At 42.0% G+C, this 20,594-nt stretch carries 10 protein-coding genes; 5 read left to right on the plus strand and 5 right to left on the minus strand.

What is annotated here, in order from left to right:
* Positions 1–81: 81 nt before the first annotated feature.
* From AAG747_RS21155 to AAG747_RS21165, 3 genes are all read left to right on the plus strand, one after another.
* Positions 82–2,433 carry a PDZ domain-containing protein gene (locus AAG747_RS21155; protein WP_346823224.1) on the plus strand — a complete coding sequence of 784 codons (2,352 nt, stop codon included), beginning with the start codon at positions 82–84 and terminating at the stop codon, positions 2,431–2,433.
* Between the two features lie 10 nt (positions 2,434–2,443).
* Positions 2,444–3,937: an alpha-L-fucosidase gene (locus AAG747_RS21160; RefSeq protein WP_346823225.1), complete on the plus strand. Its 1,494-nt coding sequence runs from the start codon at positions 2,444–2,446 to the stop codon at positions 3,935–3,937.
* Positions 3,938–4,089: 152 nt separating this feature from the next.
* Entirely contained in the window at positions 4,090–5,553 is a 1,464-nt protein-coding gene (locus tag AAG747_RS21165; RefSeq protein ID WP_346823226.1) for a sulfatase family protein, read from the plus strand.
* Between the two features lie 232 nt (positions 5,554–5,785).
* Here the strand turns inward: AAG747_RS21165 and AAG747_RS21170 are convergent, their stop codons facing one another.
* From AAG747_RS21170 to AAG747_RS21190, 5 genes are all read right to left on the minus strand, one after another.
* On the minus strand, positions 5,786–6,376 hold the full coding sequence (locus AAG747_RS21170) for an SRPBCC family protein (protein WP_346823227.1): 591 nt from the start codon (positions 6,374–6,376) through the stop codon (positions 5,786–5,788).
* A gap of 287 nt (positions 6,377–6,663) precedes the next feature.
* Positions 6,664–8,265: an arylsulfatase gene (locus AAG747_RS21175; protein ID WP_346823228.1), complete on the minus strand. Its 1,602-nt coding sequence runs from the start codon at positions 8,263–8,265 to the stop codon at positions 6,664–6,666.
* A gap of 774 nt (positions 8,266–9,039) precedes the next feature.
* Entirely contained in the window at positions 9,040–11,352 is a 2,313-nt protein-coding gene (locus AAG747_RS21180) for a beta-N-acetylhexosaminidase (RefSeq protein WP_346823229.1), read from the minus strand.
* Between the two features lie 352 nt (positions 11,353–11,704).
* Positions 11,705–13,186: a SusD/RagB family nutrient-binding outer membrane lipoprotein gene (locus AAG747_RS21185; RefSeq protein WP_346823230.1), complete on the minus strand. Its 1,482-nt coding sequence runs from the start codon at positions 13,184–13,186 to the stop codon at positions 11,705–11,707.
* A 44-nt stretch (positions 13,187–13,230) separates the two neighbouring features.
* Positions 13,231–16,377, minus strand: a complete 3,147-nt coding sequence (locus AAG747_RS21190) for a SusC/RagA family TonB-linked outer membrane protein (RefSeq protein ID WP_346823231.1) — start codon at positions 16,375–16,377, stop codon at positions 13,231–13,233.
* Between the two features lie 1,091 nt (positions 16,378–17,468).
* Here AAG747_RS21190 and AAG747_RS21195 point away from each other — a divergent pair.
* Together AAG747_RS21195 and AAG747_RS21200 are read left to right on the plus strand one after the other, a co-directional pair.
* Positions 17,469–18,992, plus strand: coding sequence for a hypothetical protein (locus tag AAG747_RS21195; protein WP_346823232.1), 1,524 nt, complete (start codon positions 17,469–17,471; stop codon positions 18,990–18,992).
* A gap of 177 nt (positions 18,993–19,169) precedes the next feature.
* Positions 19,170–20,552: a hypothetical protein gene (locus tag AAG747_RS21200; protein WP_346823233.1), complete on the plus strand. Its 1,383-nt coding sequence runs from the start codon at positions 19,170–19,172 to the stop codon at positions 20,550–20,552.
* Positions 20,553–20,594: the final 42 nt, after the last annotated feature.

Here is a 20,594-nt window from a genome sequence, read left to right on the forward strand (position 1 = left end):
GCTTTGTCCAAGCAATGAATAATCCCTAGATTGCATTCACTAAAATCAGAAGCTAACACTAAAAATCCTTAATTTGTAAATATGAAAATTCTCTACGCATGGGCTTTGGTTGCCAGTATGCTTTGTATAGGCTGTACTTCATCTTCAGACAGAGTTCTCACAGTTGTACCGGAAGGCCAGACGAATTCACATCCCGATTCATTTCACCAATTAGAAAAGGCTTTACAAGCTGCCAGAGAGCTTCGGAGAGAAGCTCCTGCTCAGGAAATTGAAATCCAAATAGCAGCGGGAGAGTATTACCTGGGCCAAACATTGGAAATAGGTCCTGAGTTGAGCGGTATTCGATTAACTACAAAAGACAAAGGTCAGGTGGTTGTGAAGGGTGCAAAGCGATTAGAGGCTCGCTGGGAGCCTTTTGAAGGAGGCTTATGGAAGGCTAAGGTCAATACTTCGCAAGGCTTCGATCAGTTAGTGATCAATGGTGAAGTACAGGTACTGGCCCGTTATCCCAACATAGATGCTCAACAAAATCATTGGAATGGCAGTGCAGCCGATGCCATTGCCCCGGAAAGAATCAAACATTGGAAACAGCCCCAAGGGGGAATTTTGCATGTTTTACACGGAGCCGAATGGGGAGGGTTTCACTATCAAATTACCGGTTTGGACGAGAAGGGAGCACCGGTTTTGGCCGGAGGGCATCAAAATAACCGCCCTTGGAATTTGCACAAAAACTATCGAATGGTGGAGAATATCCGGGAAGAATTGGATAGCCCGGGAGAGTGGTATTTTGACCAAGAAGAAAAGACTGTCTACTTCTGGCCACCGGAAGGACTGGATTTAACTTCAGCCAAAACGGAAGTGAGTCATTTAAAACAGTTGATAAACATTAAAGGAAGTAGAGATAATCCGGTAAAAGGTGTGAGCATTTCCGGAATCGTATTTGAACAAAGCCAACGGACTCTTTTTGAAAAATACGAACCTTTGTTAAGAAGCGATTGGATGGTTTACAGGGGAGGGGCAATTACCCTCTCCGGGGCTGAAAATTGCAGTATTGAACAGAATACCTTTCGGAATTTAGGGGGAAATGTCATCTTTGTGGACGGGTATAATCGTGATATTCGAATCGTTGGAAATCATATCTATCAATGTGGTGCGACAGCCATCGCCTTTGTAGGCGATCCTTCGGCCGTCCGTTCCCCGTCTTTTCAATACAAGGAGTTTGTACCTTGGGAAGAAATGGATACGTTGAAAGGTCCTAAAAATACCCTTTATCCCGAAAATTGTCTGGCTGAAAACAATCTAATACACGATATCGGTACGATAGAGAAGCAAGTGGCCGGAGTACAAATCTCTATGGCTGCGAAGATTTCGGTGATACATAATAGTATTTACGACATTCCTCGGGCCGGAATCAATATCAGTGAAGGCACTTGGGGCGGGCATGATATCGCCTATAACGATGTGTTCAATACCGTACTGGAAACCGGAGACCACGGAGCTTTTAACTCTTGGGGAAGAGACCGCTTTTGGCATCCCAACCGGAAAGTAATGGACAGCTTGGTGGCCCGGCATCCCGGGATGCCGGCTTGGGACGCGATCTATACGACTACTATCCGGAATAACCGCTTCCGTTGTGATCATGGCTGGGACATTGACCTGGACGATGGCTCTTCCAATTATCATATTTACAATAACTTATGCCTGAGTGGAGGCCTGAAATTGCGAGAAGGTTTTCACCGAGTGGTGGAGAACAATATTTTAGTCAATAACGGTTTTCACCCTCATGTATGGTTTAAGCAAAGTAACGACATTTTTCGTGCAAATATCGTCATGACATCTCATCAGGACATTGCCTTGCAGGCCTGGGGAAAAGAAGTGGATTATAATTTTTTTACTTCTGAAAATGCCCTTAAATTGTCGCAGAAAGGAACCGTGGGGCAACACAGCCAGGCCGGTGACCCGAAATTTGTCGCTGCTTCTCAAGGCGACTTCCGGGTAGGAGAACAATCTTCAGCCCTGGAAGTTGGTTTTCAAAATTTTAGTATGGATAGCTTTGGTGTACAGTTGCCTTTGTTGAAAAAAATGGCCAAATCACCGGCAATCCCTCAATTGTTTTTTGAACTGGAAGAAAAAACTTCAGTGCAAGCCGAGTGGCTGGGGGCTACCCTCAAAAATGTGGAGACCTTGGCCGAGAGATCGGCAGCGGGCTTGAGTGGAGAAAATGGAGTGCTTATTTTAGCCATCGAAGAGGGGAGCCTTATGGCAACAGCCGGATTGCAGAAAGGGGATGTACTATTGGGACTGGACGGAAAAGAAGTGAACAACATGGCAGAGCTACTCAACCAGTTTCAAGGAAACAAATGGAAAGAGCATCTTCAAGTAAAATATTACCGTAATCAGCAAACGGCAACCACCGATCTTAAGCTTAAATAATTAGACATCCATGACACTTACAAGAATGAAAATCGGACTCTTCTTAAGTATGTTCATTTGCTTGACCAGCTCGATGAGTTTTTCACAAACCGAAAAATACGAAGCCAATTGGGAATCATTGGATAGTCGCCCGGTACCGGGTTGGTTTCAGGATGCCAAATTTGGTATTTTTATTCATTGGGGACCGTATTCGGTTCCTGCCTGGTCGCCCAAAGGAACGTATTCCGAATGGTACCAATATTGGTTGCAAAACAAGACTTTATTCGGAAATGGAAAATTTTCAGGCACGGAAGTTTACGATTACCATACCCGTACTTACGGCCCGCACTTCAGTTATTACAATTTTGGGGAAATGTTTCAAGCAGAATTGTTTGATGCAAATGCATGGGCCCGACTGTTTGAAAAATCCGGAGCGAAATACATCGCCATCACGTCCAAACATCACGATGGTTTTTGCCTATGGCCCAGCCAGGAGGCTTCGACTAACTGGGGATTTCCGTGGAACAGCATGGAAACCGGGGCAAATAGAGATTTATTAGGAGAATTAAAAGAGGCAATGGATAAGACCTCCGTAAAGTTTGGTCTTTATTATTCTCTGTACGAATGGTTCCACCCTTGGTATCAGAAAGATTTTGACCGCTTTGTTAATGAGCATTTTCACCCACAGTTCAAAGATGTGGTCAACCGCTATCAGCCCCATTTGATTTTTGCCGACGGGGAGTGGGAAAAAACTGCGGAAGAGTGGAAATCTGCCGAATTATTGGCATGGTTGTACAACGACTCCAAAGCCCCGAAAGATGTCGTGATTAATGACCGTTGGGGGAAAGGTGACCGGCATAAACACGGAGGTTATTATACCACTGAGTACGAATCGGGCTTGGAAGGCGGCCATCCTTGGGAAGAGTGCCGGGGTATTGGGTTTTCCTTTGGTTTTAACCGGAATGAAGATCTTGAAGATTATAATTCCGCTCAAACCCTGGTGCTGATGTTGGTGGATGTAGTGAGTAGGGGAGGGAACCTCTTATTGGATATCGGTCCGGACGGACACGGTAAAATTCCGGTGATCATGCAAGAGCGTCTATTGCAAATCGGAGAATGGCTGAAGGTAAACGGAGAGGCGATTTATGGAACCCGCACTTGGGACAAGCCTTATCAATGGTCAGCAGGAAAAAAAGATTACAAACCGGAAGGGCAGCATTATTTGGGGGGAGATTTTATCTTAAAACAAACCATAGATCCGGAGCCCGGCTATGCCGTCAAAGAAATGTTTTTTACTCAAAATGAAGAGGCTGTTTTTGCTATTTTACCTCGTTGGCCGGAAAAGCAGTTGATTATCAAAGATTTAAAAGTAAAAAAAGATGCAAAAATTCAAGTTCTCGGGACGGAAATGCAACTGAATTGGCGACAGGAAAAGGGAAATTTGCTTGTTGAAATCCCTGAACTTTCCGTGTTGGCTTTGCCTAGTGAATATGCACAGGCATTGAAAATTACAGGAGTAAAATAACTCGATTTGCGATAGACATTTGCACGTTAGTGAATGAGGGAGTTCAAAAAAGACCTTTACTAAAGAAATAAGTACAATACTTTATTACTTGGATTAAGCTGTTATTTACTTTGAAATCAGTGTTTTTTATGTCCTTTAATTTGATCCTGAATATGAAAATGCTTCGGTATGCATGGCTTTTGGTATGGGGAGTATGGGCATTGGGTTGCGGTGAAAAAACAGAAAATTCTTCAAGTCAAAAACCCAATTTTATTTTTATCTACACAGACGATCAGCGTTTTAGTACTGTCAATGCCTTTGGAAAGGAAGCCGTACAAACGCCTAATATGGATCGATTTGCTAAAGAGGGGACAACCTTTACCCATGCCTACAATATGGGCGCATGGCATGGAGCGGTATGTGTAGCCAGCCGTACCATGCTCAATACAGGGATGACCGTATGGCGGGCCAACAATGCTGAGTCTCATCTGGATAGTCTGGTGGATGAGGGCAAATTCTGGACACAGCACTTGAAACAGGCGGGATACGAAACGTACTTTACCGGGAAATGGCATGTAAAAGCACCTGTAGACAGTATTTTTCAATATGTCAGTCATATTCGGCCCGGAATGCCGAATCAAACCCCACAAGGGTACAACCGGCCCCAAAGCGAAAAGGACACTACTTGGTTGCCCTGGCATACAAAGTATGAAGGCTTTTGGAAAGGAGGCAAACATTGGAGTGAAGTATTGGCGGATGATGCCGTTCAGTATATCCGGGAGGCGAATACCCGGGAAAAGCCCTTTTTTATGTACCTGGCATTCAATGCCCCTCATGATCCAAGGCAAGCGCCCAAGGAATTTGTAGAGCGTTATCCGTTGGAACAGATTGTATTACCGGAAAATTTTCAGGAATTGTACCCTTATAAAGATAGTATCGGTTGTGGCTCGGATTTAAGAGATGAACGATTGGCGCCTTTTCCAAGAACTCCTTTGGCCATACAAAAACATATTCAGGAGTATTATGCCATTATCACTCATCTGGATGATCAAATCGGACGGGTTTTGGAAGCGCTGGACGCCTCGGGAAAGAGGGACAATACCTATCTTATTTTCACTTCAGACCATGGCTTAGCCGTTGGGCAACATGGCTTATTGGGCAAGCAAAATATGTATGACCACAGTATACGGGTACCTTTGATGATTGTAGGTCCGGAAATTCCCAAAGGTAGTCAGCGGTCACAACAAGTATATCTACAGGATGTTATGGCAACTGTTTTGGAGATGGCAGGCATTCAAAAACCAAAGGAGGTAGAGTTTAACAGCCTGATGCCTTATATTAAAGACCCAAGTGCATCCAGTGTCTATGCTTCTGTGTACGGATGTTATATGAACTTACAGAGAATGATCCGAACGGACCGGTACAAATTGATTCTCTATCCCAAAGCCCGGAAGGCATTGTTGTTTGATCTGGAAAACGATCCGGCAGAAACAGAAGATCTTTCAACTTCTATAGCGCATCGGCAAGTGAAAGCCTCCTTGTTTGAAGAGTTATTACGGCAGCAAGAAGCATTGGAAGACCCTTTAGACTTGAGCATCTATTTTCCTGAGATCAAAGAAAAACCGGAGGCTCCCTAAAAAAACAAAATAAGGCAAGGGATACAATTATCATTGAAAAAGGTATGTTGAGGACAAATGTATTCCTTGCTTAAGTTTTGTATTCGAAATATTGGTCATTTTTTTAGACTTTATTCCGGTTCATTTTCTATAGTTCAAAAGGTGTTTGAAATTTGATTGAACCCAATATTTTTTGGGTTTAACCTGCCATTCACTCCTATGGTCAAGCCGGATAAAGTCTCCAATAACGCGTTTAATTTTCAACGACATTTTCCTCTTCCTCCGGCCATTCCTCCTCCGGCCACTCATCAGTGGTTTCCATATCGTCCGGCATGTTTTCCACCAAGTTTTTCAAATTGTTCAATCCCTCTTCGTACATAGGGCCGAGGAAGCCGTCCATTCCCAGGCCAATGATTTTCATAAACCCAGTAAGTTCGGCATCAAATGCCCAGGTAACTTTTGTTCCTTCATCTGTAGGCTCCAGCAAAAACTTGGCTTTGGCGGGGTCTCCTTCATCAAAAGTGAGCATCGTAACCACCTCTTTATTCGGAACTGACTTTTCAATCCATTGGCTGCCATTGCCCACTTCATTATGGTCACTGGTCCAGCTCATTTTGGCCCCTTCGCCACTTTCGGGCCCTTCAAATTCATACTGTGTATTGGGGTCAATTTTGGCCCAAGGCGACCAATCGTTAAACCTGTGCATATTATTAACCACCGTATAGACTTTTTCAGGCTGGGAGTTGATCATAACAGAGCGCTCCACATGGCTTGAACCAGGTAGAAAGACATACACTGCGGCCAGTATCACCACAATGATCAAAATGATTTTGAGAACTTTCATAATGTTTGAGTTTTATTTCTTTGTTTAGTAGAATGGGTAATCCTAATAATAGATCTGGTTGGTTAGGGCATTTTGTTCGCTTTGGTAGTTGTATGTAGGGGAATACAAATGCTTTTTAATACGAAAATACTTTTGGCTATATTCTTTTCTTCTGTGCATGCAATGCCTGTATGTATAGGATCCCTTATACAAGTTGCCGAAAAAGTAGTATTGTGTCAAGCAAATGGTATAAAAAAAGACCTGCCTCTTAAGGTACAGGTCTATGAAGCAAGGTATTTTTTGTCGGTTTATTCGGCTTTTGCGGCTAATTCATCTCCCAAAGCGGGCATTTTAAAGCGTTCGATTGAAGCAGGGGTATGTTCGCGTTCCATAATTTTTAGAATCTTCTCTACGATTTCAGGGTGTTGGTCAGCCAGATTATTGACTTCTTGTATGTCTGCACTGAGGTCAAAGAGTTCAAATTCCATTTCTTTTTTCTTGTCCAGAATATTTTTACGGATTCCTTTCCAATTCCCCATCCGGACGGCTTGTTGTCCTCCGTAAGCTGGAAATTCCCAATACAGAAAATCGTGACTTTTTGTTTGCTTTTGGCCCAATAGTGTGGGGAGGAAGCTGATGCCGTCTGTATTGTCCGGAGCTTGTGTGCCGGTAATTTCACAGAAAGTAGGCAAAATATCATAAAAGGCAGAAGCGTGATCCGTCTGTGTACCCGCTTTGATATGACCGGGCCAGCTGGCAATCATCGGAACACGGATGCCTCCCTCTTTCAAAAAGCCTTTCCCCCATCCATATTCGCTTTTAAACGGTCCACCGCTATTAAACCAAGGGGATTCGGTTCCTCCGTTATAGGTGGGGCCGTTGTCACTGGTAAAGACGATCAGGGTATTTTCATAAAGACCCAGTTCTTTGAGTTTGGCTACAATTTCACCCACTTGTTCATCCAGGTAAGAAATCATTGCCGCATAGCCTGCCTTAGGATTACGATGTGGGAAGTAGCCCCGGTTGCCTAAATAAGGTTCTTCCTCTCCGAATTTTTTCACATAATAATCCACCCAACGCTTTGGTGCTTGAATAGGTGCATGAGGAATCGGAGTGGCATAATACATAAAGAAGGGCTGCTCTTTATTTGCTTCAATGAAGTTCAACACTTCTTTTTGCATGAGCTCCGGAGCATAATCCGTCAGGTTGTACTTGGCATAACTTGCAGAGTCATACGGATCGGCATCTTTTGCCAATTTGGCATTGGGCACTACCAGTTCATTATCCAACAGTACTTTTTCTTGGTTTTTCCACAAGTGTTTAGGGTAATAGGTATGTGCCTGGCGTTGACAATTATATCCAAAGAAAAAATCAAAGCCCCGCTGATTCGGAATACCATCAGTTAAAGGCGCTCCCAGTCCCCACTTTCCTACTACTCCGGTTTTATATCCGGATTGTTGCAAAAGTTTGCCAATAGTAGGCGTATCGGCCGGGATGGGTCTTTGTCCCTCCAAGTTTGGGTCTTCAACCGCTTTTGCGAAGTCCCAAACGTCTCCGCGTTCGGCCCATTCGTCATTTCCCCGGATATGCGCATGACCGGCATGCAGTCCGGTCAGTAATACTCCTCGTGCCGGGGCGCAAACCGGTGCTCCGGAGTAGTGTTGGGTAAATTTCATTCCATTGGCTGCAAGCTTGTCGATATTGGGCGTTTCTATTTTACTTTGCCCGTAACAACCCAATTCTCCATAACCCATGTCATCCGCCAATATGTAGATGATATTGGGTGGAGTAGCGGCAGTTGTCTGTGCTTCCTCTTTTTGCTGCTTTTGTGTACAGGCAGTCACCGAAAACAATAGACAGTAAAGCAACCACTTGTTCAGTGCAAACTGTAAGGTGTACATTTTTTTCATTTTTGAATAGGTAATATTAAGATTAATAACAGGATAAGCGAATTTATAGAATTTTTAGCCATTTTCCCTTGTGTTATGGATAACAGGAAGGTTACAGAAGGGTTTTTCTGAAAATAACCCCATGGTCTGTGTAGTTTGGCAAATGAGTGACTAGGGGTCTTAGAAACTATTCAACAAGGGTACATCAATTTACTCAACTAAAACCAATCGAAAAAAGAAAGGACCTGGTTGGCAAATCTACCAACCAGGTAAGAAATTAGTAGCAAATTAAATTGAGGGTTAGGTGAAGAAGATCAACCTGTAAGGGTCGATAGGCGGGCATTTTTCTTTCCTTTTCCGTACTAAAGACAACGAATAAGATAATTGTTATAAAAATTACCAAGCCTGAAGTAAAAAGTTCATATTCAGCTGCTTTGTCCTGCTTTCCGGAAACAGGATTTCCTTAAGTACTTCTTTTTTCATAAAAAAATTGAAAAGCCACAGGTACTCACAATATTTTTTTTAGTAAAAACTCTACTTCTTGGATATTATACATACCTAAAAAACGGAAGTAATACTATGTGACAAGTTTATAAAAAAATGTGGGATCTAAAAAAGAATTCACATAAAGTTTCCAAGAATAAGCCGAAAGTAGTGCTACCGAGTAACGGGGGATCCTTTTTAGGGAAGGGGGAGTGATTGAAATAAGTTCAAGTTTACTTAGTCAAGTGAAAAATAAAAAGTGTACAGGCAAGTATTCCCGTACACTTTTTATTTACAAATATAGAGATAACCTTATTCTACCATGAGCTCATCTGCAAAGATGAAAACTCCTTGGTTATTAACTTTTTGGTATTGGGCTTTTACACGAATGTACTGACATGCTACCGGATCAAAGTTGAGTTCAAAGGTGTTGGTATGGATATCCGGAACTTTCGGAATGGGTAAAGATCTTTCATTTTTGAAGGCCTGAACCGTTTGATAGGATTTACCATCTTGAGATACGGCCACTTCAATGGCTGCCGGAAAATAAACTCCCGCGCTGGTTTCTTCAATACAACTTAATTTAATTTGTCGAATTTCAGAGAGAGTATCTAGCTTTAGAGTGGCTTCCAAGTCGCGGTTAAGAATGCCCAGCCATTTGCCATTGCCCCATTTGTCTCCGCCAAAGTCTGCGTCTACCAGGGTGTATCCTCCTTCTGCTTTGTACTTTCCATAGCCTTCGTTGTTCAGTTCGACTTCTGTACCTATGGCTTTGTGTAAAATAGCCTCTTTTGTTTCCGGCTTATTGATGATTTTACCGTTTTTTACAGCGATGGCTTTTATTGTACAGGATGCATCTAACCAAAAAGGGGCTTGGTATGGTGTCCCTGACTGAGGACTTGGTTCCGATCCGTCGGTCGTATAATAGATGTCTGCTTTTAATTCGGTTTCCAGGGTGACTTTCAGGCGTTTGCTTTCACGGTCGAGCGCAAATTGAATATCCGGCCTGAAGGCGCTAGGAGCGTAGTTTATGCCTAAGGCTTGGTAGTGGTTTAATAACGCTTCCATTTTATTTTGAAATCGTTCCCAGTTTTTTGTTCCTTCAGCCTGCCAAGCTACTTCAGCTAAAGCAGCCATCCGGGGAAAAACCATATACTCTGCATGTTGAGGGTTGGGAACATATTCTGTCCAGATATTGGCCTGAACTCCTAAAAGGTTATTTTTTAAGGATTTGTCCAAACCATCGGGAACAGGCTCGTATTCGTATACTTTTTTCAGGGGGGCATAGCCTCCAAAGGCTTTTGGTTCTTCCTTACTCAAGCTTTGATAGTGATCAAAGTAAAAGTGCGAACCGGTAGTCAGTACGGTGGGATGGCCCATGCTCAAATTATCCGCCACCCCTTTTTCTCCTCCCCAGTACATAATGGTGGCTGAAGGGCTTAGCTCACCTTCCAGGATTTCATGCCAGCCAATCAATTTACGTCCTTTTTCTTTGAGGTATTTATCAAAATGATTGACAAAATGACTTTGCAATTCATGCGGTGTATAGCCTTCTTTTTTCATCAACTTTTGACAATTGGCACATGCTTTCCAATTGCTTTTGCTTACTTCATCACCGCCAATATGAATGTATTCGGAGGGAAAAAGCTCGATCACTTCATCCAATATTTCTTCCAATAAAGTATAGCTCTTTGGGTTGCTGGCGCAATAAACACCGATATTTTTCAAAGATTTTCCTTTATGATCTTGGCATAACAAATCAGGATAACATTGGAAAACCACTTCGGAATGGCCGGGGAGTTCGATTTCCGGTACTACCGTCACAAAGCGTTCTTTGGCATAAGCCAACACCTCTTTAATTTCTTCCTGGGTATAATATCCTCCGTATTTCGGTCGCTCATCCCCTGGTTTCCATATTTCAAAATCCTGCCAGGGCTTTTTTCCTTCTTTCACCACACGCCAGGCACCCCAGTCCGTTAGCTCCGGGTGAGATTTGATTTCGATGCGCCAACCGATGCCGTCTACCAAGTGCCAATGAAAGACATTGAGCTTGTGGAGGGCTAAATAATCGATGTATTTTTTGACAAAATCCAACGGCATAAAATGACGGGACACATCCAAATGCATACCTCTCCAGGCAAAACGGGGAGCATCCTGAATCCGGACTGCCGGGAGGCCCAAGACTGTATTTGCCGGTACTTCTTTTTGGGCTGGTAATAACTGCCGGATGGATTCTACTGCATAAAATAAGCCTTGAGGCCCTGCCGAACGGATGCCGACTTGTTTTTCGTTCACTTGTAATGAATACCCTTCCCGACTTAAAGAGTCCAGTTCGGGAGAAAGTTGTAACAAAAAGCCTGTTTGAGGAATTTCTTCGTTGTACCAGGCCAGTGTGCTGTTGACAGGTAGAATATCTTGCAATAAACTAGCCGCCGGCAACATGCTGGAATCATTGATAAATACTTGAATATCTTTGTCCAAGAGAAAGGGAGGGGCCTCCTGTATATCGATCGACCGGGGTTGGGGAATGATTTGAACGGGAAGCAGTTTGACTTGTTTCTGTTCACATCCCCAAAGAAGTAAGACCATCCCTAGTATGGAAATAGTAGTTCTAAAAAATTTCATAAAATAGGTTTACTGTTCGCAAAAAATTATAATAGAAGTGATTTCAACTTATCGTTTTTGACCGAAAATAGAATCAAAATCGGCTCATCAAGGCACTTTTTGAAGAGAATAGCCAAAGCTATTGTTGAAAAAAGTAACACAGAGGAGGCCTTTTTGAAACATTTTTTAGGAAAAAGAAAAAGTTTAATTCACTTCATAAACAAAGTTAGCAAATGAGGGGGCAATAATTCGAGAGTGTTTAGGGCATTTTTCGGAAGAGTAATCCCTTTTAAAAAGAAAAGGCGCCAGTATTACACTGGCACCCGGTTGGTTAGTAGGTGAGAAGACTAAAGGTTAATCATGCGAAAGGTCTTTATTGTAACCACCAAACTTCTTGGTTGATTTTGTCATTGCCGGCTCCGAATTGCCGTTCTATCGCAATAGAAACATTCTCCGTGTTGTAGTTGTATTCGGATTGAGGGTAAATCCAGCGGAAAGGAATGTCAACACCATCCGGTCTGCGGAAAGACGGGTAACCCGTTCTCAAATGTTCAAAAAAGGCAGTCCAGCCGGATTGTTGGAATGTCTGAAAGTACCTTTGTAAGATAATCAGTTCAATTTTTTCCTCCGCTGTAGCGACTTGGTCAAGGTCGTTTTCAGTCAATGCCAGGTAGTGGTTGGCTGCATTTTCATCTACGTATTGTTCATATCCTTCGGCATGCATTTCATAGAATTTGAAAGAACCTTTGACTCCGGATTGGTAATAGGCATTGGCGTCACCGTTAATCCAACCTCTTACCACTGCTTCAGCCAAAATAAATTGTTGCTCCGGGTAGCCGATCAAGACCATGGGTTCGTTTGTAGGGTCTTTGTGATAGCGTTCATTTACTTTAGAAACATTTCCTGCCAAAGCTTTGTCATTCACCTTGCTATAAGGAACAGCAGGATCACCTCCTTCATAAGCGGTAAAATCATTGATGGCTTTTCCTGCCTCTTTGGCGTTTTTGGTTTGTGTACAATAAATGAACAAACGGGGGTCCTGGTGGATTTGTAAGCGTTTGACAAAGGTCGAATCCATATACATACCCGAGCCATAGCCACTGGAGTTAAATTCCGGGTACCGGTTGCCTTCCTGGTCTAGAAATACCAATTGGGCATTGTCTTCCGTACTTTCGAAAAGCGGTTCGTTTTGAACAATCTGGACAAAGGTAGATTTGATATTAAATTCACTGTCGCCTACTTTATGAGAAAGACTCATCAATACTTTCAAGCGGAAGGCATTGATCGTTTTTTGCCATTGGGTGATATCTCCGTCAAAAATAATATCCCCTGCAATGCTACCCGCTTCTTCAGACAATAAAGTATTGGCTTCTTCCAGCTCTTTTAAAATTCCCAAAAATACCTCTTTCTGGCTGTTGTAAACAGGCGTGAAATTTGAGTCGGTTTCTCCCTGTAAGGCCTGGGCATACGGAATGTCGCCAAAGGTAAGCGTAAGCGAATAAAAGTAGAAAGAGCGGAAGAACTTGGCAAGGGCTATATAAGCATTGCTTTCGAGTTGTTGGGCTTCTTCCATCATCTTCTGTATGTCGCGAAGGTTCCCAAAATCTTCAAAGCTTCCTCTGTCCCATTGGTAGTATTGACCGGAGTTCACTCCATCGGTTTGCACCAGCATTTTGGTGGCGTACAAAGGTCCGGTGCCGGCTTTTTCCCGAAAGGCATCCCATTGTATTTTCGTCAATTGAAACTGTGGGTGAGTCTCTAATGGTAAATTGGGATTGACATTGATTTCTTCCAAATCACGGCAGGAAGACAAAGCCACTAAAAACGGTAAAATATATATCAGTAATTTTTTCATAATTTTCTAAAATTAAATCTTCAAACCATTGACTGAAGTGGGGATTAGAACTTCGCATTGAGTGAAAACCCGACAAACCTGGAGGAAGGGTCTTGCAGGTTATCATCATTTCCGTAATCAGGATCCAGCAAATCCATTTTTTTCCACATCAACAGGTTGTATCCGTATACCGTGACATTCAGTTGCTTGATTTTTCCCAGATCCATAATATTGGTCAGGTCATACCCTACGGACACTCTTCTCAGTTTGAAGTAGCTTCGGTCAAACGTATTGGCAAATTTCTCACTCTCGTCTTCAGTGACCACAGCTCTATAAGGGTAGTTTTGGCTCCAGGTTTGCCAATCTACTGCGGTAGTGTTGGGTTCATAGGTACGGGTATCCGAAATGATGCTGCCATCGGTATCTCTTTTAAGCTCTCCACCGGTCACTACGACTCCTTGAGGCACAAACACAGGTTTGCCGGCAGCGTATTCCGCATCTCTGTATTCCACAGAGTTCGGGTGTTTTCCTCCCCACCACATTTTTTCTACCGTAAGAGAATTCATCAAGCCCCCCCAGGCACCATCGATATCTACAGAAACATTGAAATCGTGAATTTTGAAACGGTTTTGCAAACCTAAGCGCCAGTCGGGTAACAAATGCCCGACATTTTGTTTGTATGGGTCTCGGATAGGCATGCTTTTGTCAGCATCCAGGATTAACTCTCCGGTAGCGCTTTTTTGCCATACGGTAGCATAGTAGCTGTCGGCCCGGTCACCTACTCTCAAATTTTCATAGACATCCGCACCTCCGTAAATTTCCGTGATTTTCTTCACATAGCTACTCCAGTTAGCGCCTATGTTCCAAGAGAAATTTTCCGCTTTGATGGCTTTCCACTTGGCCATTACTTCCACACCATTGGTTTCGTAGACATTTCCGTTTACCAAACGTTCCGGAAATCCTGAAGCCTCGGAAACATCCAGTTTGATGATTTGATTTTTATCAATCACATTATAGTACGTTACATCAAAGGATAGCTTTCCTTTTGCAAGCGAAGTAGATAATCCGAGTTCCGTAGAGGTACTTTGTTCTGGCTTGATATCAGGATTGATCAAGGTTCCCGGATAATACACTGAGGGAAGCGTGCCATAAGTTACACCTTTGGCATAAGTAGCAGAAATATTGTAAGGATCTAAATCACTGGAAACTTGTGCCCAAGAACCGTAAAGTTTGACCATGTCAATAAAGTCAGGCATTTTGATGTATTCGGATACCAATGTACTGACTGAAACAGAAGGGTAGAAGTACGAGTTGTTGACGGTAGACAAGGTGGATGACCAGTCATTTCTGGCAGAGAAGTTCAGGAAAAGAGCTCCGAACAAATCGAATTCGATCATTCCGTAAAGACTGCGGATCGTTTTTTCATTGAGGTTATTGGTTGCCTGTACGGGCCCTTGCGTATTGTACAAACTATATACACCCGGTACAATTAATCCGTCCGAGGAAGCATATTCTTGTTGGTAGCTGCGGAAGAAAGAAGAGGCACCTGCGTTAAGTGTCATTCCGATATTTGACGTGATATCTTGTGTGTAAGTAGCCAATATATCCGCATCCAGGTTCAGTTGCGAAGTATTCCACATTTTATAATCTCCGTTCCGGGAATCTCCGTAATTCAAATAAGATTTTGGAGTTGCGCGGTCTTCAAAAAGCTTTTTTCCACGACCGTTGATCCGGCCTTGTAAGTTCAATTTAGGTGTAATTTGCCAGTTTAATTTCAGTTGACCGTTGTAAACATCCCGGTTGTGCTGTTGCTCCAATTCATTCGCGGCAAAATACACGTTGTTGTACCAGGCATAGTTGTAATTGGCTTGTCTATAACCTTCCAGTCCGGGTACATACATATGATTTTTCAAATCTTGTCCGTTTACATCGTCTCCCATCCAGATCAAAATCGTGTACATATGGTTTTTCGGTCCGTATCCGTAACGGGGGTAATTAGGTGAGTACACTTTGTTGTAGGATAGGGAGGCATCCAATTTCAGGTTTTTCAACAAATCAAAAGTAGAGGTGAAGTTCAATCCGCCTGTGTGTACGGATGTATTAGGAACACGACCTTTTTGGTAGGCGTACTTCGCTGATACATAATAACTTGCTTTTTCCCCCTTATAAGAAATGGATAAATCGTTTGTGCTGACCATACCTGTTTTCAAAAAGTCTTTCAGGTTATCGTGTCTTTTCCATTCGGTAGGAACCCGCTCGTACCGGGATTTGTCGTCATAAATGGTTCCGGCTACATTTCCATACCATTCGATCACCTCGCCGGTCACTTTGTCCCGGATAGGGCTGTTCCATTGAGCCACTTTTACCCCCGGTTCAAATTTAGGTCCCCAGATCATATCACCGTCAGAGACACCACCGTCAGCGCCATCCCAGAACTCGTATTTCCCTTTGGAACCGTTTCCATACTGCGTTTGCGTTTCCGGGAAAACCGTAAATCCGGCAGAGAACATATGGTTGGTGGTAAAGTTTACTTCCAGGCCTTCCTTTTCAGCGTTTTTAGTCGTAATTAAAATAGCGCCATCTTTACCTCTGGAGCCATACAGTGCTGAGGCAGAGGTTCCTTTCAAGACGTTGATGTTCTCGATGTCTTCGGCAGAGATATCAAAAAAGTCAGATTCTACCGGGATGCCATTGACAACGATTAACGGCTTTTTTCCCCTCAACTCGAAGGTCGGTTCTTGGAAAATACCGGTAGGGTTATTTACTGTCAATCCGGCAATTTGTCCGGCCAAAGCACTACCGGGGTTCAACGTTTTGGATTCCCGTAACGATTCGGTGTCCATTTCCTGGGTAGCATAACCCAATTTTGTTTTTTGTTGTTTGATACCGATAGCCGTGACCACCACTTCGTCCATCATTTTGGACGCCTCCTGCAGCACCACGTTAATTTCGCTCCGGCCACTGACAGAAGCTTCTTGTGTTTCATAACCTACATAGGAAAAAATAAGAACAGCATCAGCAGGAGCATTGACAGAGTATTTACCATCAAGGTCGGTAACCGTACCGGAATGCGTGTTTTTAACAGAAACCGTTACTCCGGGAAGAGCTTCCCCTGAAGCGTCAGTCACTGTTCCTTTGGTGATGTGCTGACTAAATCCCATTTGGGGGACAAGCACGGTGAGAAAGATAAACAGTGTAAACAATTGTTTCATGAATAATTGAAGTTTAGTTGAAGTAATACGATTTATGTAGAAAAAATGAGGCATACCTCAGCCAGGGAAGTAAATTGACAGATATATCTACTTCCTCGTTTAGAGGATTGCTCGAATTTTAAAGTTTAATTTTTATATAACAGTACATACAATCTTCTCAACAAGCCGGCCTATAGGCTGTTGAGTGCTTGGAGCGGAAAGCCACCAATGCATTGTTATAGAAAAAGCATGATGATAGTTGGGCTGGTTGATATTGATATTTTAGTCTGAACCTATTTGTCGTTGTTTTTTATACTATTTTTTGATTCCGGGGCTAAAGTAATAAATCAGTATAGGAGCCGGATAATGCAATTCATTAAGAAAATGATAAACTCGCTTAAGTTTTGTGAATGAAATGTTAAAATCTACTTGGTTTTCCTTCAGCGTTTATATAGAATAATTATTCAATTTATTGAAAGAGAGCAAGTTCTTGTTAAATGGTTTATTCATATTTGTATGTTATATACAAAGGAATTTAGAGGTACAATTTGATTAATGGCACTATAGTGAAAGGATAATACCTATTCATTCCTAACAGAACTGACAATTTTCCTATAAAGAGATATTTTCTATCCTTTTCAGGAAGGGAAACTTGATATAATTAAAGGATACCTAAGTTTTGGGGATTATTGGCAACTACTTGTTTGCAGATGTGGGGAGCAGCTACTCTAAAACACTAAGTAAGTAGAGTTGATTGATACGTTGTTTTCGATCACACAATAGTAAAAAAATAATTTAGACGAATCAAGCAATTTTTTGAATATTTCATTAAGGAGCCTGTATCTCTAGAGTAAAACTCGTGATAAAGGGGCAGAGTCCAAGGATCATGGGGTAAGACTTGAGAGGTGTTATTTGGTGAAATATACATGTAGTTGTATTGGTCAATTATGTAAAAAAAGTAAGTAATTACACTTTTCACATAATGTATATAGAAAATAGGTATGAAAATTTGAATAAGAGATTTTCAACTATCCATATAGTTTTTAACTTTGCCCGTTAATTGTATACCATATATATCGTAAAATAACAAAATTCTCTAACCCCGTATTTTGATGAAAACAATTTCCCTTGTAAGCCGGGCATGCAAGTCTGGCATCGTAGTATTATGTATACTCACCCTGGTTGCTCCTGCTTTCGGACAAGGTCAGATTACTTATCCTTTCGATAGCAATATCCAACTTGATGAACCAGTAGGTTATCCCTATGGAATTAATATTAATAGAAGTGGTGTGAATTCCGGCTGGGCCCGGGAGTATAGTTTTACAGTAAACAGTACTGGTAAGTTATTTGCCTTTGGTGCCTATCTTAATACAAACAATGAATTGAGGTATGGATACATAGGGGGAAACAGCACGGAAAGCTCAGTACATACCAGCCCTTGGATGACCTTCCGGCCTGATGGAAATGTGGGTATAGGCGTCAACTATTCTAATTATAAATTGGACGTCAACGGCGATATCAACACCTCTGGAAGTTACAAAGTTGAAGGGCGAGAGTTTGTCAAATTGAGCAATGAAAATTTTAATACCATGATAGGTATTAACTCAGGTACTGTAGATGGAATAGGGTACCGGAATACGTTTCTGGGGTATAATGCAGGTAAGTCCAACTACTTGGCAACTGAAAATGGTTATAGCAACACATTTGTGGGAAGTACTGCCGGAGTAAACAGTCAATCTGCCTATTATAACACTTTTTTGGGGAGTTATGCAGGGGAAAGCAATGTGAAAGGTTCTCAGAATGTATTTTTGGGAGCATTGGCAGGTAGATATATAGACTATGCGAATGGCTCTGGAGAAAGTAATAACAATGTGTTTTTAGGGTATCAAGCAGGCTTTTATACAGCTGTAGGATCAGGAAATGTATTTATTGGTAGGGCTTCTGGTGCTGGGTATTTTCATACGGAAAAGGGAGAGGAAGTTAATAAGGATGCCAATGTGTCTATATACAATACTGCAATAGGGGATATGGCAGGGTTGTACCATAATAGTGGAAATTACAATGTATTTCTGGGAGCAATGGCTGGTAGAGAAAACCGTACAGGAGAACGCAATGTCTTTATTGGTTATGCAGCCGGGTCGAATGAAAATATACAGAACATTAGCCATCGTCTCTATATAGAAAACTCCTCCAGTGAAATCCCTTTGATCTATGGAGAATTTGACAAGAACAAAGTCGGTATCAATACCAATTCGGTACCGGATGGCTATGCCTTTGCGGTGAAAGGAAAAGCGATAATGGAAGGGGTAAAAGTAGAATTGTCCGGAGACGGCACAGGGGTATGGCCGGATTATGTTTTTTCGGATAATTATAAGTTAAAATCCCTGGCAGAAGTGGAAGAATTTGTTCGGGAAAACCGGCACCTACCGGAAATTCCTTCGGCCAAAGAGGTGGAACAAAACGGCATTGACGTAGCTGAGATGGATGCCAAGCTGTTGCAAAAAGTGGAAGAACTGACTTTGTATTTGATAGAGCAGAATAAAAAAATGGAAATTTTTGAGAAAACGGTGAAATCCCTACAAGAAGAGAATCGTCAACTGCGCCAAGAAGTGAGTGAGTTGAAAGGGAAACAGTAAATACTTAGTTAAATTTTAGATTTTAATCATAAACCAAATTCTTATATGAAAGTTTTTTATTTTTCCCTATTGATATGTTTGCTATTGAGTTGTTCCTTGGTTAAAGGGCAAGTTGTAATCTCACCAATCAAACCTGAAAATTCTCCTCCTGATGTTTATCCTGAAGGAGGATATACCATGGGAACTGAATCTGAGGAGCCTCAAAGGTGGATTTTTGATGCTGGAGTATTATTTGGTTTACAACCATCTCCAAGTACCAATAATTATCGACATGTTCAACTTATCTTTAACCATTTGGCAAGTGATATAAGAGTGAGGGGTAAAAATGGTACGGAGAATGCTTGGGGACCTTGGAGAAAATTTGCTGTTGCGGATGAAAATGGGAAATTGGGTGTTGGTGTACCATTTCCAAAATACCCTTTGGATGTAGAAGGAGATGTTAATACCTCGGGAAGCTATCGATTTGAAGGATATGAGTTGATCCAAGCTAATTATGATAAAAAGAATACGAGTTTTGGTATTAATGCAGGTAGTTCCGATGGAGTCGGAATTTATAATACATTAATTGGGTTTGCTGCAGGACTCTCTGCCCAGCAAGCTACAGAGAATGCTTATTATAATACTTTTGTGGGAGCTTTTGCCGGTAGACATAATTTGTCAGGATATTATAACACATTTTTAGGAGCGATGGCCGGGGAAAATAATGTGACGGGGGTATATAATGTTTATTTAGGTTCTTTGGCAGGGAAAACTATTGCCAGTACTCCAGAGTTAGAAGCTAGTAATAATGTATTAGTTGGCCACCAGGCAGGTTATTATTTAAAAGCCAGTAATGGAAACGTTTTACTAGGACGTTTAGCAGGCTGTGGGTCTTTTTTTGCAGAAAATGGTGAAACATTAGAGAGTGTATCGAATCAATCCAAAGATAATACGATATTGGGTAATTTGGCAGGAGTATATCATAATGAAGGCGATTACAATGTTTTTGTAGGAAGTCAGGCAGGTCGTTGGAACCGGACGGGGCATCGCAATGTCTTTATTGGTTATGCAGCCGGGTCGAATGAAAATATACAGAACATTAGCCATCGTCTCTATATAGAAAACTCCTCCAGTGAAATCCCTTTGATCTATGGAGAATTTGACAATAACAAAGTCGGCATCAATACCAATGCGGTACCGGATGGCTATGCCTTTGCGGTGAAAGGAAAAGCGATAATGGAAGGGGTAAAAGTAGAATTGTCCGGAGACGGCACAGGGGTATGGCCGGATTATGTTTTTTCGGATAATTATAAGTTAAAATCCCTGGCAGAAGTGGAAGAATTTGTTCGGGAAAACCGGCACCTACCGGAAATTCCTTCGGCCAAAGAGGTGGAACAAAACGGCATTGACGTAGCTGAGATGGATGCCAAGCTGTTGCAAAAAGTGGAAGAACTGACTTTGTATTTGATAGAGCAGAATAAAATGCAAGAGCAACAAAGTAAGCTCATTGAAAAACAAAGTGAATTGATAGAACGAATGCAGAAGCGAATCGAAGAGTTGGAGCAACAGCTAAAACATTGATTTATAGTATAAGAAAAAGCCTTTAATATTTTTGTCTCTTTA

This window comes from Rapidithrix thailandica (assembly GCF_039710355.1).
Lineage (GTDB): Bacteria > Bacteroidota > Bacteroidia > Cytophagales > Flammeovirgaceae > Rapidithrix > Rapidithrix thailandica.

Coding starts and splice junctions, on each gene's coding strand:
- AAG747_RS21160 (WP_346823225.1), top strand. CDS start 2,444: ATGACACTTACAAGAATGAAAATCGGACTCTTCTTAAGTATGTTCATT.
- AAG747_RS21190 (WP_346823231.1), bottom strand. CDS start 16,377: ATGAAACAATTGTTTACACTGTTTATCTTTCTCACCGTGCTTGTCCCC.
- AAG747_RS21155 (WP_346823224.1), top strand. CDS start 82: ATGAAAATTCTCTACGCATGGGCTTTGGTTGCCAGTATGCTTTGTATA.
- AAG747_RS21175 (WP_346823228.1), bottom strand. CDS start 8,265: ATGAAAAAAATGTACACCTTACAGTTTGCACTGAACAAGTGGTTGCTT.
- AAG747_RS21165 (WP_346823226.1), top strand. CDS start 4,090: ATGAAAATGCTTCGGTATGCATGGCTTTTGGTATGGGGAGTATGGGCA.
- AAG747_RS21185 (WP_346823230.1), bottom strand. CDS start 13,186: ATGAAAAAATTACTGATATATATTTTACCGTTTTTAGTGGCTTTGTCT.
- AAG747_RS21170 (WP_346823227.1), bottom strand. CDS start 6,376: ATGAAAGTTCTCAAAATCATTTTGATCATTGTGGTGATACTGGCCGCA.
- AAG747_RS21195 (WP_346823232.1), top strand. CDS start 17,469: ATGAAAACAATTTCCCTTGTAAGCCGGGCATGCAAGTCTGGCATCGTA.
- AAG747_RS21200 (WP_346823233.1), top strand. CDS start 19,170: ATGGGAACTGAATCTGAGGAGCCTCAAAGGTGGATTTTTGATGCTGGA.
- AAG747_RS21180 (WP_346823229.1), bottom strand. CDS start 11,352: ATGAAATTTTTTAGAACTACTATTTCCATACTAGGGATGGTCTTACTT.